Raw genomic sequence first — 12,161 nt, 5'->3', positions numbered from 1 at the left:
TTAAGTTTTAATTCAACAAATTCATCACTTTAGTTCTATCCTTAAAAATCAAAGTAATACAACAAAGAAAGGTAATTAGTGCCAAAATAAAAAGTGTACCACCATCATTTTTAACTTCAATCCCAAGCACAAACAGATGAGCAAAAATCGCACCAACCATCACACCGCAACCCATTATAGCACCAAATAATGAAGTTCTTGGTATTAAAATCAAAATCACTGTAATCAACTCGGCAATTCCAATGCCAATTCTTCCATAAGGTTCTATTCCAAGAGCAGAAAAAATATAAACCGACTCTTCACTGGCCGTAAATTTGAAGTACAGTGTTTGCAATAAAATTACTGCTACTACAAGTCTCAGCAACCAGAAAAACAGAGATAGTTTCATGATTTCTATTTTTTTATTTAACTATTTTATTCCAATTTGTATCAGCCTTCATCATCAATCCAGATTCATTCTTGTTCCAGCTTTTCAATGTATTATTAAAGAAAGCATTGTAAAACAAATACAATTTTCCATTACTAATTTTGAAAGTCTCTGGGTTTACAGACACTTTTTCATTAGAATCTCCCATAGCAAAAGCACACCAGCCGCCGAATTGCGGTTCAAATTTTGAAGGATTCTTCAAGAAATAATCTTTATTTACGGACATCGAAAAATAATAAACCACACCTTCATGCGATGCTGCTATTTCTTTTTTTCCTTTGACTGCTTTTCCTTGTTTAAAATAAGCCACAGGGTCATATCCTTGAATAGCCACGTTTTTTTCAAGATTAAAATGAGTCATTTGTTTGCTGTACTTTTGCGCAAAGCCAGAAAGAGTAAACAATACACTTAGAACAAACAGTAGCTTTTTCATGATTATTTATTTAAAGATTTTGCAACAGCAATCAATAAATCATTTGAAATTCTGTTTTTGAAATTTGGGGCAATGTGTTCAAATTCAATTACAGCATTTGTATTTAAAAAAAAGACCGCTGGAACAGGCAAAAAAGAACTATTCACACCTTCGGAACCTTTAGCTATTGTAGCCTTATAATTTTCTGGAGCCCGAAATGCAATTCCAACAGCTTTAGACAACTCGCCTGTACTATCAGACAGTAATAAATAATTTAATTTTTCATTATCATCCGTGACTTTCAAGCTTTTTGGGGCATCCGGACTTATTGCTATAATTTGATATCCTAAGTCCAGTAATTGTTTTTCGGCTTCACCCAATGCCGCTAAATGTGCATTACAATACGGACACCAACCACCACGATAAAAAACCAAAACTGTTCTTTTATTACTGATTAATTCCATTAAATCAACATCTGTATTTTCTACAGATTTCAAAGTTACATTAGGAATTTTTTCCCCAATGAGTAATGGAGCGATTTCTATTGCCTGTTTTGGTAAGTCATTTTGAGCGTGAACAGATAGTCCAATTGCTAATAAAGCCAGACAAATTATTTTTTTCATAGTATTACTTTTTGATGTTGTAAAACTATTGTGTAATTTCAACTAGATTTGTCGGCTAGATTACAGTTCCACTAAAATAATTATAATTTACGGATATCTGTAATAATGATTTCTTTCCTACTGTACATGATTGTACCGTTTGCTTCCATTTCATTAAGCAATTGAGTTGCAGTTTGCCTTGAAGTACAAATAATTTGAGCAATATCATTTTGGGTCAGATAATTTTCAATTACCACTTTATCATCTATTTTTTCACCTTCTTTTTCAGCCCAATCTTTTAGGAACTGAAATAATCTGGTTTTTGCATCTTTGGAAATCAAATTAGAATAACTGTTCTTAATCCGTTTCATTTTTAGTCCTACAAATTTTGTGTAGGATAAAGCCAAACTTGGATTTCTTAACAATAAATCTTCAAAATCCGACATTAGAAAACTACAAATTGCCACATCATCCGAAAGTACTTTTGCATATTCATTAGAAAAGCTATCCGCTTCCAAAGTCAGCTCTCCAAATAAATCTCCTTTTTGAATAATATCTTTAATAGTTTCATTCCCATCTTCATCGACCGCAACAATTTTTATATTTCCTTTTTTTAGCAAAAAAATTCTCGGCAAATCCGAAGAAGAAAAATAGATAATCTCGCCTTTATTTGCTTTTTTAAAACCAGTAATGATACACAATTGTCTTATTTGTCCAAAACTCAACGTTCTAAACAATTTGTGATCGCGTAAATACCAATATTTTAAATCTTCGTACATATAAAATTATTTTCGTAAATATATTAAAAAAACAAAGCCCTTTCTAACCGAAATTAGAAAGGGCTTAAACAACTATTTTGTACTCTTTACGAAACCAATCCTCTTGAAATCACAATTCGTTGAATTTCAGAAGTTCCTTCATAAATTTGTGTGATTTTAGAGTCGCGCATCATACGTTCCACATGATATTCAGCGACGTAACCATTTCCACCGTGAATTTGGACAGCTTCATTGGCTACTTCTAAAGCGATTTCTGACGCGTATAGTTTTGCCATCGCACCAGAATGCGCAATATCTTTACCTTCATCTTTTTCGCAAGCCGCTTTCATTACCAATAATTTTGCAGCAGTAACTTTCACATACATATCAGCCAGTTTGAAAGCAATAGCTTGATGATTGAAAATTTCTTTTCCAAATGCTTTTCTCTCGTGCGAATATTTTAGTGCAATTTCATAAGCACCTGTCGCAATTCCTAACGCTTGCGATGCTATACCTATTCTTCCGCCATTTAAAACATTCATAGCAAAAGCAAATCCAAATCCGTCAACACCAATTCTATTTTCTTTAGGAACTTTTACATCAGTAAACATTAAAGAATGCGTATCACTTCCACGAATTCCCATTTTTCTTTCCTTTGGTCCAATATCAAATCCAGCCCAACCTTTTTCAACGATAAAAGCATTGATTCCTTTGTGTCCTTTTTCAATATCCGTTTGAGCAATTACAATGTACGTTGAAGCGGTTGATCCGTTTGTAATCCAGTTTTTAGTTCCATTTAATAAATAATGATCCCCTTTGTCTATTGCTGTTGTTTTTTGAGATGTAGCGTCACTTCCCGCTTCAGGCTCTGACAAGCAAAATGCTCCAATCACTTCTCCTTTTGCAAGTGGCACTAAGTATTTCATTTTTTGCTCTTCATTGCAATATTTTTCAAGACCTGCACAAACCAAAGAGTTGTTTACAGACATGATTACAGCTGCAGAAGCATCAACTTTTGCAATTTCCGTCATTGCCAAAACATAGGAAATACTGTCTAAACCAGATCCACCATATTTAGGATCTACCATCATTCCCATAAAACCTAAATCGGCCATCATTTTTACTTGCTCCGTTGGGAATTTTGAATGTTCATCACGTTCAATAACACCCGGTAATAATTCTGCTACAGCAAAATCTTTAGCGGCTTGCTGAATCATTAAATGTTCTTCGGTTAGATTAAAATCCATATTTTTATTGTAAATTAAATGTTCTTAAATTTGTGCTCAAAAGTAATTATTAAATATCAGATTTCAAACGATTTCGTAAATTTAGCCAATGTTTAAAGAAAAGTATACTATTATAGGTGTTATGTCCGGAACATCACTGGACGGAGTCGATTTGGCACACATTGTCTTTACTGTCAAAAACAACAAATGGGACTTTCAAATCCTAGAATCAGAAACCGTTTCGTATAGCATTGATTGGTTAAACAAATTGAAAATAGCTGTTAGTTTTTCTGAAGCTGCTCTCGAAAAATTAAATCAAGACTACACGCAACAATTGGCTGTTATTATTTATGATTTTATCAAAAAATACGACATACAAAATCTCGATGCCGTTTGTTCCCATGGCCATACTATTCTGCATCAGCCCCAAAACGGATTCACACTACAAATTGGTAATTTACCCGAAATCGCTACTTTAATAAATCAAACCGTAGTTTGTGATTTTAGGGTTCAGGACGTACAACTTGGCGGTCAAGGCGCACCTTTGGTTCCTATTGGCGACCGGATTTTATTTTCTGAATACGATTATTGCATGAATTTAGGTGGTTTTTCAAATGTATCTTTCGAAAAAAACAAAGAGCGAATCGCCTTTGATATTTCACCTATAAATACCGTTTTGAATTTTTACGCCAATCAATTGGGATTAGATTATGATGACAAAGGCAGTATCTCGAGAACCGGAATTTGTAACGAAAATTTATTACAGGAATTAAATGCTTTGGATTTTTACCAAAAGAAACATCCTAAATCGTTGGGTTTCGAATTTGTAAAAGAAACAATTTTGCCTCTAATCGAAAGCTATCCTATTCCCATTGAAGACAAGCTCCACACTTTCACGGAACACGTGGCTTTACAAATTGCTTTGGCTTTGCCCAATAAAAACGGAAGCCTTTTTATAACTGGCGGTGGCGCTTACAATGATTTTCTCATCGAGAGAATTCAGCACCATGTACCTAGAATGAAACTCATTATTCCGTCAGCTAAAATATTGGAATTCAAAGAAGCATTGATTTTTGCATTACTTGGCGTTTTAAAATTACGTGGAGAAATCAATGTTTTAAGCAGCGTTACGGGTGCAAAAACAAATCACAGCTCTGGAATGATTTATTCTCCAAAATAAAATTAAAAATACATATTTCACATTATTCTATTTTTTATATTTGCCAAAATTAAACATATCGCAACAAATGAAAGATTTATTAAAGAAATTCGAAAATAAAGAACCTGAGATAGTTTTCCATTGGAAAGATGCTGAAACAGAAGCCGAAGGATGGACAGTCATCAATTCGCTTCGTGGTGGTGCTGCCGGTGGTGGAACACGAATGAGAAAAGGGTTGGATATGAATGAAGTTTTGTCTTTGGCAAAAACCATGGAAGTGAAATTTTCAGTTTCTGGACCTGCTATTGGCGGAGCAAAATCTGGAATTAATTTTGATCCGAACGATCCAAGAAAAAAAGGCGTTTTGCAACGTTGGTATAAAGCCGTTTCTCCATTATTAAAAAGTTATTACGGAACTGGCGGTGATTTGAACGTAGATGAAATTCACGAAGTAATCCCAATGACGGAGGAGTGTGGTGTTTGGCATCCACAAGAAGGTGTTTTTAACGGTCATTTCAAGCCGACCGAAGCAGACAAAATCAACAGAATTGGACAATTGCGTCAAGGTGTGGTGAAAGTGATTGAAAATCCAAAATTCTCACCTGATGTTTCCAGAAAATATACTGTTGCCGATATGATTACCGGTTACGGAGTTGCCGAAGCCGTTCGTAATTATTACACGATTTATGGTGGAGACGTAAAAGGGAAGAAAGCAATTGTACAAGGTTTTGGAAATGTAGGTTCAGCTGCTGCTTTTTACTTAGCCGAAATGGGTGCTAAAGTAATTGGTATTATCGACAGAGATGGTGGATTAATCAACGAAGAAGGATTCTCTTTCGAAGAAATAAGAACTTTATTTCTTGCAAAAGACGGAAACAAACTAGTTGCCGAAAACATGATTCCTTTTGAAGAAATCAATCAAAAAATATGGACCATTGGTGCTGAAATATTCACTCCATGTGCCGCTTCCAGATTAGTAACTCAATCGCAAATCGACAGTTTAATCGCGAACGGTCTTGAAGTAATTTCTTGTGGTGCAAATGTTCCTTTTGCCGACACAGCAATCTTTTTTGGTCCAATTATGGAACATGTAGATAATAAAGTGAGTTTAATTCCGGACTTTATTTCTAATTGTGGTATGGCGCGTGTTTTTGCTTACTTCATGGAAAAGAAAGTTCAAATGACAGACGAAGCTATCTTCCAAGACACTTCAGAAATTATCAAAAAAGCAATTGAAAAAGCACATGCTTTAAACCCAAGTAAAACAAATATTAGTGCTACTGCTTTTGAAATCGCATTAAAACAACTTACTTAAAATAAAATAGCACTATTTCTATTTATCGGAACTGGGATTAAGCAGATTTAAAATCTATTTAATCCCTTTTCTTATTTCTAGTTTTAAATAAAAGCAAACTTATTTATATTCTGTCCGTAGCTTTTTACTCTTGACAATTTTTAGTACTTTTCAACGTTTTTTAGTAATACACTTTTTAAAATTTAAAATACAAATGAGTTCCACCATTTCATCAGATCAAAAGAAATCCTTAGCACTATCCATTCTTTTGTATGCGACAATGTTGTTAATTTTATTTTTCATTCGATTTTGGCCTCCTGCAAACATGGATGAACTTGCCGGTGGTGGAGGTGGCGGTGGCGTTACGGTAAATTTTGGCGACAGCGATTTAGGTTCGGGTGCGAATTATAAAAGCGAAGTTTTGGAAATAAAAAACCAAACCAGACAAACTCCTGCAAAATCAACTCCAGAGGAAGCTATTTTATCTCAGGAAAACAGCACCGAGGAAACTGTTGTCATTCCGACGAAAGAAAAAACTAAAAAACTAACAGTCGTTGTAAAAGAAGAAACAAAACCAGTGGTTGTAAAACCTAAAGTTTCTAACAATACAAATGATGCTTTATCCAGCATTCTAAAAGGTTCTAATAAAGGTGGCGATGGTGATGACAAGGCAGCCGGAAACAAAGGAAAATCTAACGGAAGCTTGAGTTCTAACGGGTATTATGGAACAGGTGGTTCCGGTGGAGGAACAGGCGGAGGAAATGGTACTGGAACCGGAATAGGAACTGGTAGCGGATATGGCTCCGGAAGCGGCGGTGGAACCGGAAGTGGTTCTGGCGGAGGAGTTGGATATTCGTTAGGAAACAGAAAAGCATTATCCAAACCAGCACCAAAATATACGTGTAACGAACAAGGAAAAGTCGTAGTAGAAGTTTCTGTAGACAGAAACGGGAGAACCATAAATGCAGTTGCCGGAGTAAAAGGAACAACAAACACAGCAAAATGTTTATTAGACCAAGCCCGAATCGCAGCGATGAACACGAGATGGGATGCCAGCAGCGATGCCCAGGAAAAGCAAGTCGGGAAGATTGTTTATAACTTCAATTTGAATTAAAAGCTACTCAGGAACTTAAATTATATAAAAAAAATGCCTCCAATTATCGAGGCATTTTCTATTTATTTTCACTCAGTTTAATTTCTTTAGATGATTCTGGAAAACCAATTAATTTGTTATTTATAATTGCCATTTTTATTTTCCCGTCCACTAATATTATACTATCAAATTTTGTTTCATATTTCCCCCCATAAACTCGACCTATGTTTTCGGAATCGGAAATCAAAAAATAATCTGATGTTTTTGACAAACTAATTTCAAAATTTTTATTTTCAATTTTGAAATAATACTCTTTATTATTTCTTTCTTGATAATCTAAAAACCACAAACTCCACAAAGCATAAAATATTATTGGAGAAATTATTGAGTTTACAAAAAATAACTTTGCAATTTCCTTTTTAAAAAAATATAATACAGTTGCAACTATTATGTTTAAAATAAATAAGAATGGAATTATTAAAACTAGGGCAATAGAAACACTAGGGTCAGGTTTCATATTATAAATAAATAATCCCAGAAAAAGAGTTTCAAGGATTAAAAATCCTATCGAATATATTATAATTTTCTTTTTAGAAATCATTTTTATTTCGGACTCGTGGCAATCACAAACTTCAGATTGTTCTTCACTCCTATTTGCAGTACGTCAACTAAATCTTGCACTTGTAAATTGAATGGAATTCTCACAACAACCGTCTGGTCCTTTGTCGCATCCATTTTAGACATCAAGGTCGTTTCGAGTTCTTCAAATGAAACAGGTTGCTTGTCGATATAGAATTTTTTATCTTCTGTGACAGATAAACTAATGTATTGCTTATTTGTTTTCTCATTGGACTGTGCTTTTGGCAACGTCATCTTGATAACATTTGGATTTGCCAACGTTGAAATAATCAAGAAAAACAACAACAGGAAAAACATAATATCACTTAATGAAGAAGTCGCGACCTCGGCATGAAATCTTCTTTTTCTTTTTATAGACATATTATGATCTTTGAATAATATTTACAAATTCTAATATTTGTTTTTGAATTTTTAAAGCAAAATTATCAATTTTGCCGTTTAATAAATGGTATCCGCTATAGGCAATAATACCAACGATTAATCCAGCACCACTACTGATCATTTTCTCATATAATCCTCCAGAAATATTACCGATACTAATGTTTTCAGTTACCGAAATGCTGTAAAATATTTTAATAACTCCAGAAATAGTTCCAATAAATCCTAATGTAGGTGCGATACCGGCAATAAGTCCCAAATGACCTAAATGCTTTTCCATCCCTCCTATTTCGATGTCTGCAGCACGATCCATATTGGATTCAATTTCAATAATAGGTCGCCCAATAACAAGAATACCTTCTTTTACAATATTACCCGAAGCCGTATTATTTCTTTCAGCAGTGGAACGAGCCAAATCAAGATTTCCTGAATTTAGGTTATCCCGAACATCGCGCATCAAAAGTGCATCAATTTTTGATGCTTTACTGATGTACAAATAACGTTCAATAATCACATAGAAAGTGTAAAATAATAGAATCCCGATTGGAATAAGCCAAACACCACCTTTTAAAAGGAATCCTAAAGTGGATATTTCGGTATTTGGAGCAATTTTTTCGATAACTACGTTTGAAGCAGCGTTGGTAATGGTGTCGGCCTGTAATTGTATAAAACTAAACATATAATATTATTGTATTTTAATCATTAATTCTAAAAATTATTTCAATTTTGCACTAAAGATACTTTTCGATGTACTATTAAACTAAAAAAATCGAAAAATATTTTAAACAACTACTATTTTATTACAAAAATGAACTATCAGGAAACCATAAATTGGATGTTTAATCAACTCCCGATGTACCAACTTCAGGGCGCTTCGGCCTATAAAAAAGATTTAACCAACACGCATTTACTCATAGCTCATCTTCATAATCCACAAGAAAAACTAAAGTGCATTCATGTTGCGGGAACTAACGGAAAAGGCTCGACATCACACATGTTAGCATCCATACTTCAAGAGGCTGGATATAAAGTTGGATTGTACACTTCACCCCATTTAAAGGATTTTCGGGAGCGCATAAAAATTAACGGAAAGGATATATCTGAAGAATTTGTCACTGATTTTATCAATGAGCACAAAAGTTTTTTTGAATCCAATGACATGAGTTTTTTTGAAATGACAGTTGGTTTAGCCTTCGATTATTTTGCCAAAGAAAAAGTAGACATCGCCGTTATTGAAGTGGGAATGGGCGGAAGATTAGATGCTACCAATATCATCACTCCATTAGTTTCGGTGATCACCAATATAGGATTGGATCACATGCAATTTTTAGGCAACACACTTCAATCAATCGCTTTTGAAAAAGCTGGAATCATAAAGCCAAATATTCCTGTAATAATAGGAGAATACACTCCTGAAACAAAACCTGTTTTTTTGGCCAAAGCCAAAGAATGCAATTCGGATATCTATTTTGCTGCTGATTTGATTTTAGAAACCTTTCCTTCTGACTTAATTGGCGATTATCAAATACACAATAAAAAGACGGTATTACAAACTATCACTGTTTTAAACAGTCAGAGCGAATTTAAAATCACTCTCGAAAATACAAAATCTGGTTTGTTGAACGTGGTAAAAAACACCGGACTTCAGGGAAGATGGCAACAATTGAATGAGTTCCCAAAAGTTATTTGCGACACGGCACACAATAAAAACGGACTGGAAATTGTATTGAATCAAATACAAAAAGAAGATTTTGATACTTTACATATTGTTTTGGGAGTTGTAAATGACAAAGATTTAGATGAAATCCTACCTTTGTTCCCTAAAAAAGCAATCTATTACTTCTGTAAACCTAATATTCCTCGCGGCCTGGATGTTCAAATTTTAAAACAAAAAGCGGCTAGCTTCGACTTAAAAGGCGAAGTATATAATTCTGTTCCAGAAGCTTATCAAAAAGCAATTAAAAACGCAGCAAAATCTGATTTTATATACATTGGTGGAAGCACCTTTGTAGTTGCAGAAATTTTATAATTTTTTTGGTTTTTACTTGCAAATCTAGAAAAGTGGCGTATATTTGCACACGCAATAACGGAAACGAAAGTAACCAAATTGTCTAGGGCGATTAGCTCAGCTGGTTCAGAGCACCTCGTTTACACCGAGGGGGTCGGGGGTTCGAACCCCTCATCGCCCACAAAAAACTCCATTAGAAATAATGGAGTTTTTTTTATGTCTAATAGTTTATGGAACACATTACCTACATCCTTTTTAGCGGAATTAAAAATAGATATTATATTGGTTTCACTTCTGATTTAGAAGAACGTATAATTCGACACAATCAAAAAAGCAAAGGTTTTACCGGCAACGTAAATGATTGGAAAGTTGTTTATATCGAAAAACACGAAACAAAAGAATTAGCTCAAAAAAGAGAATTACAAATCAAATCTTGGAAAAGCAGGATTAAAATTCAGGAACTAATTTCAAAAAAAGATTAGTTCAGCTGACTCATAGCATTCCGATTCTATCGGAAGTGGTCGGGGGTTCGAACCCCTCATCGCCCACAAAAAACTCCATTAGAAATAATGGAGTTTTTTTATGTCTAATAGTTTATGGAACACATTACCTACATCCTTTTTAGCGGAATTAAAAATAGATATTATATTGGTTTCACTTCTGATTTAGAAGAACGTATAATTCGACACAATCAAAAAAGCAAAGGTTTTACCGGCAACGTAAATGATTGGAAAGTTGTTTATATCGAAAAACACGAAACAAAAGAATTAGCTCAAAAAAGAGAATTACAAATCAAATCTTGGAAAAGCAGGATTAAAATTCAGGAACTAATTTCAAAAAAAGATTAGTTCAGCTGACTCATAGCATTCCGATTCTATCGGAAGTGGTCGAGGGTTCGAACCCCTCATCGCCCGCAATAAACTCCATTAGAAATAATGGAGTTTTTTTTATGTCAAATATTTCCCCCTCCTGTAATAGGATCAAGTTCAAAAGTTGGAGGTTAAACAAAAAGATTAGTTAACCCCAACAAAAAAAATAGCAATACACAAAAACTCCATTATTTCTAATGGAGTTTTTTTATGTTCATTTTTAAGATTACCACCCTTGAGTCAATCCATTCTTAACAACTTCTTCATATTTTTCTTTATCGAAACTATATAAATTTGGAGCTTTATGGGCTACATTACTTTTCTTTTCGTCCAACTTTGTTAAAATGCCTATTGCCGTTATTTTACGTAAAAAATTTCTTCGGTCTAACTTTCTTCCTAGAATGGTTTCATATAATTTTTGTAATTCCGGAATAGTAAATTTTTCAGGAAGTAAATTATAGCCTACCGGCATTAGATTTAACTCCATGCGAAGGGTTTCTAATGCCGTATCTAGTATTTGTCTGTGGTCCAAAATCAATTCCGGTACCACATTATGGTCAATCCACTCCACGATTTCATTTTTCCCATCAGGTTGTGGAACCGTTTGTAAAAAATCGACTAATGCATAATACCCAACCGTTACAAAACGGCTAGCATACCATTTACCCTCGTCCAAAGGTATTCCGTAAAAATCCAGAACAGCATTACTAACATCAACACTACATCTTCTAGCTGCTCCAAAGGTAGAAAACTGCCTCAGAAAAATCCCTTTCAATCCTGTTCTGCCATGTAAAACAGTGACAGCAGCCTCATCAATACCCTCGTTTACAGATACAAAACCTCCTGGCAAAGCCCATTTATCACTGTACTTTGTTTTTATTAATAACACTTTAAGCTGATTGTCATGAAATCCAAAAATCACACAATCTATCGATAAACCCGGCTGATAGTCTTCCTTGTTATCTAAAATGGTTTTTAACATGTGATTTATTCTAGTAATTAATATACCCTTTGAAAGACGCAATTTAGTTTATTTTTTTAAAGAAAATAAAAGTGCGTGTAATTTTGAAAACTCATCGTTGCTTTTTGGTTTAAACAAAAAAATATTTCGGCAAAGAAACAAATCCATTTGACAAGAAAACACATTTAGATAAAAAAATAGTAAAAAAAATCATTTATGAAAAAAAATTGTGAAATTTTACAGTAAATGTTTTGTGAATCAAAAAAAGATGTACATTGCGTCAAAATAACACATATGATTAGTTATTTAAAATAGTTACCAAAAAACAACCAAAC

The 12,161-nt window shown here is 33.9% G+C and carries 15 protein-coding genes and 2 tRNA genes; 8 read left to right on the top strand and 9 right to left on the bottom strand.

Annotated features, from left to right (window positions below; all coding sequences use genetic code 11):
* Positions 1-7: 7 nt before the first annotated feature.
* The 5 genes from ACNQF6_RS07135 to ACNQF6_RS07115 all read right to left on the bottom strand — a co-directional run bounded on the left by ACNQF6_RS07135 (position 8) and on the right by ACNQF6_RS07115 (position 3,446).
* Positions 8-388 carry a DoxX family protein gene (locus ACNQF6_RS07135; RefSeq protein WP_417964573.1) on the bottom strand — a complete coding sequence of 127 codons (381 nt, stop codon included), beginning with the start codon at positions 386-388 and terminating at the stop codon, positions 8-10.
* Between the two features lie 13 nt (positions 389-401).
* Positions 402-860 (bottom strand): YHS domain-containing (seleno)protein, encoded by a 459-nt coding sequence (locus ACNQF6_RS07130; RefSeq protein WP_417964571.1) that lies wholly within the window; start codon positions 858-860, stop codon positions 402-404.
* A gap of 2 nt (positions 861-862) precedes the next feature.
* A complete protein-coding gene (locus tag ACNQF6_RS07125) occupies positions 863-1,462 on the bottom strand; it encodes a peroxiredoxin-like family protein (RefSeq protein ID WP_417964569.1) in 600 nt (199 codons plus the stop codon).
* An 80-nt stretch (positions 1,463-1,542) separates the two neighbouring features.
* Complete coding sequence (locus tag ACNQF6_RS07120; RefSeq protein WP_417964567.1) at positions 1,543-2,220, bottom strand: Crp/Fnr family transcriptional regulator; 678 nt, start codon at positions 2,218-2,220, stop codon at positions 1,543-1,545.
* An 86-nt stretch (positions 2,221-2,306) separates the two neighbouring features.
* Complete coding sequence (locus ACNQF6_RS07115) at positions 2,307-3,446, bottom strand: acyl-CoA dehydrogenase family protein (RefSeq protein WP_417964565.1); 1,140 nt, start codon at positions 3,444-3,446, stop codon at positions 2,307-2,309.
* Between the two features lie 88 nt (positions 3,447-3,534).
* Between ACNQF6_RS07115 and ACNQF6_RS07110 the strand changes: the two genes are divergently transcribed.
* The 3 genes from ACNQF6_RS07110 to ACNQF6_RS07100 all read left to right on the top strand — a co-directional run bounded on the left by ACNQF6_RS07110 (position 3,535) and on the right by ACNQF6_RS07100 (position 6,992).
* Entirely contained in the window at positions 3,535-4,605 is a 1,071-nt protein-coding gene (locus tag ACNQF6_RS07110; RefSeq protein WP_417964563.1) for an anhydro-N-acetylmuramic acid kinase, read from the top strand.
* A gap of 67 nt (positions 4,606-4,672) precedes the next feature.
* Positions 4,673-5,899, top strand: coding sequence for a Glu/Leu/Phe/Val dehydrogenase dimerization domain-containing protein (locus ACNQF6_RS07105; protein WP_417964561.1), 1,227 nt, complete (start codon positions 4,673-4,675; stop codon positions 5,897-5,899).
* A gap of 193 nt (positions 5,900-6,092) precedes the next feature.
* Positions 6,093-6,992 (top strand): energy transducer TonB, encoded by a 900-nt coding sequence (locus ACNQF6_RS07100; RefSeq protein ID WP_417964559.1) that lies wholly within the window; start codon positions 6,093-6,095, stop codon positions 6,990-6,992.
* A gap of 58 nt (positions 6,993-7,050) precedes the next feature.
* Here ACNQF6_RS07100 and ACNQF6_RS07095 read toward each other — a convergent pair whose 3' ends face one another.
* The 3 genes from ACNQF6_RS07095 to ACNQF6_RS07085 are packed head-to-tail and all read right to left on the bottom strand — an operon-like array spanning position 7,051 to position 8,667.
* Positions 7,051-7,572, bottom strand: coding sequence for a hypothetical protein (locus ACNQF6_RS07095; RefSeq protein WP_417964557.1), 522 nt, complete (start codon positions 7,570-7,572; stop codon positions 7,051-7,053).
* 2 nt (positions 7,573-7,574) lie between these two features.
* Positions 7,575-7,970 (bottom strand): ExbD/TolR family protein, encoded by a 396-nt coding sequence (locus ACNQF6_RS07090; RefSeq protein ID WP_282711824.1) that lies wholly within the window; start codon positions 7,968-7,970, stop codon positions 7,575-7,577.
* A gap of 1 nt (position 7,971) precedes the next feature.
* Positions 7,972-8,667 (bottom strand): MotA/TolQ/ExbB proton channel family protein, encoded by a 696-nt coding sequence (locus ACNQF6_RS07085; protein ID WP_417964555.1) that lies wholly within the window; start codon positions 8,665-8,667, stop codon positions 7,972-7,974.
* A gap of 129 nt (positions 8,668-8,796) precedes the next feature.
* Here ACNQF6_RS07085 and ACNQF6_RS07080 point away from each other — a divergent pair, with 129 nt between their 5' ends.
* The 5 genes from ACNQF6_RS07080 (at position 8,797) to ACNQF6_RS07060 (ending at position 10,844) form a co-directional block, all read left to right on the top strand.
* A complete protein-coding gene (locus tag ACNQF6_RS07080) occupies positions 8,797-10,017 on the top strand; it encodes a bifunctional folylpolyglutamate synthase/dihydrofolate synthase (protein ID WP_417964553.1) in 1,221 nt (406 codons plus the stop codon).
* An 85-nt stretch (positions 10,018-10,102) separates the two neighbouring features.
* A tRNA-Val gene (locus ACNQF6_RS07075) sits at positions 10,103-10,177 on the top strand.
* A gap of 49 nt (positions 10,178-10,226) precedes the next feature.
* On the top strand, positions 10,227-10,478 hold the full coding sequence (locus ACNQF6_RS07070; RefSeq protein WP_417964551.1) for a GIY-YIG nuclease family protein: 252 nt from the start codon (positions 10,227-10,229) through the stop codon (positions 10,476-10,478).
* A tRNA-Arg gene (locus ACNQF6_RS07065) sits at positions 10,473-10,544 on the top strand. The genes ACNQF6_RS07070 and ACNQF6_RS07065 overlap by 6 nt, the downstream gene beginning before the upstream one ends.
* A gap of 48 nt (positions 10,545-10,592) precedes the next feature.
* Entirely contained in the window at positions 10,593-10,844 is a 252-nt protein-coding gene (locus ACNQF6_RS07060; protein WP_417964551.1) for a GIY-YIG nuclease family protein, read from the top strand.
* 247 nt (positions 10,845-11,091) lie between these two features.
* On the opposite strand, the gene ACNQF6_RS07055 is transcribed toward ACNQF6_RS07060, so the two are convergent.
* Positions 11,092-11,847, bottom strand: coding sequence for an NUDIX hydrolase (locus tag ACNQF6_RS07055; RefSeq protein ID WP_417964549.1), 756 nt, complete (start codon positions 11,845-11,847; stop codon positions 11,092-11,094).
* Positions 11,848-12,161: the final 314 nt, after the last annotated feature.

It is taken from the genome of Flavobacterium pasteuri, assembly GCF_048286615.1.
Taxonomy (GTDB): Bacteria; Bacteroidota; Bacteroidia; order Flavobacteriales; family Flavobacteriaceae; genus Flavobacterium.
The sequence above is the reverse complement of the archived record's forward strand: the minus strand, read 5'-3'. Positions and strand labels throughout refer to the sequence as shown.

Bases quoted from the DNA above. Each gene is read 5' to 3' on its own strand.
- ACNQF6_RS07135 (WP_417964573.1), bottom strand. From the start codon at position 388: ATGAAACTATCTCTGTTTTTCTGGTTGCTGAGACTTGTAGTAGCAGTA.
- ACNQF6_RS07130 (WP_417964571.1), bottom strand. From the start codon at position 860: ATGAAAAAGCTACTGTTTGTTCTAAGTGTATTGTTTACTCTTTCTGGC.
- ACNQF6_RS07125 (WP_417964569.1), bottom strand. From the start codon at position 1,462: ATGAAAAAAATAATTTGTCTGGCTTTATTAGCAATTGGACTATCTGTT.
- ACNQF6_RS07120 (WP_417964567.1), bottom strand. From the start codon at position 2,220: ATGTACGAAGATTTAAAATATTGGTATTTACGCGATCACAAATTGTTT.
- ACNQF6_RS07115 (WP_417964565.1), bottom strand. From the start codon at position 3,446: ATGGATTTTAATCTAACCGAAGAACATTTAATGATTCAGCAAGCCGCT.
- ACNQF6_RS07110 (WP_417964563.1), top strand. From the start codon at position 3,535: ATGTTTAAAGAAAAGTATACTATTATAGGTGTTATGTCCGGAACATCA.
- ACNQF6_RS07105 (WP_417964561.1), top strand. From the start codon at position 4,673: ATGAAAGATTTATTAAAGAAATTCGAAAATAAAGAACCTGAGATAGTT.
- ACNQF6_RS07100 (WP_417964559.1), top strand. From the start codon at position 6,093: ATGAGTTCCACCATTTCATCAGATCAAAAGAAATCCTTAGCACTATCC.
- ACNQF6_RS07095 (WP_417964557.1), bottom strand. From the start codon at position 7,572: ATGATTTCTAAAAAGAAAATTATAATATATTCGATAGGATTTTTAATC.
- ACNQF6_RS07090 (WP_282711824.1), bottom strand. From the start codon at position 7,970: ATGTCTATAAAAAGAAAAAGAAGATTTCATGCCGAGGTCGCGACTTCT.
- ACNQF6_RS07085 (WP_417964555.1), bottom strand. From the start codon at position 8,667: ATGTTTAGTTTTATACAATTACAGGCCGACACCATTACCAACGCTGCT.
- ACNQF6_RS07080 (WP_417964553.1), top strand. From the start codon at position 8,797: ATGAACTATCAGGAAACCATAAATTGGATGTTTAATCAACTCCCGATG.
- ACNQF6_RS07070 (WP_417964551.1), top strand. From the start codon at position 10,227: ATGGAACACATTACCTACATCCTTTTTAGCGGAATTAAAAATAGATAT.
- ACNQF6_RS07060 (WP_417964551.1), top strand. From the start codon at position 10,593: ATGGAACACATTACCTACATCCTTTTTAGCGGAATTAAAAATAGATAT.
- ACNQF6_RS07055 (WP_417964549.1), bottom strand. From the start codon at position 11,847: ATGTTAAAAACCATTTTAGATAACAAGGAAGACTATCAGCCGGGTTTA.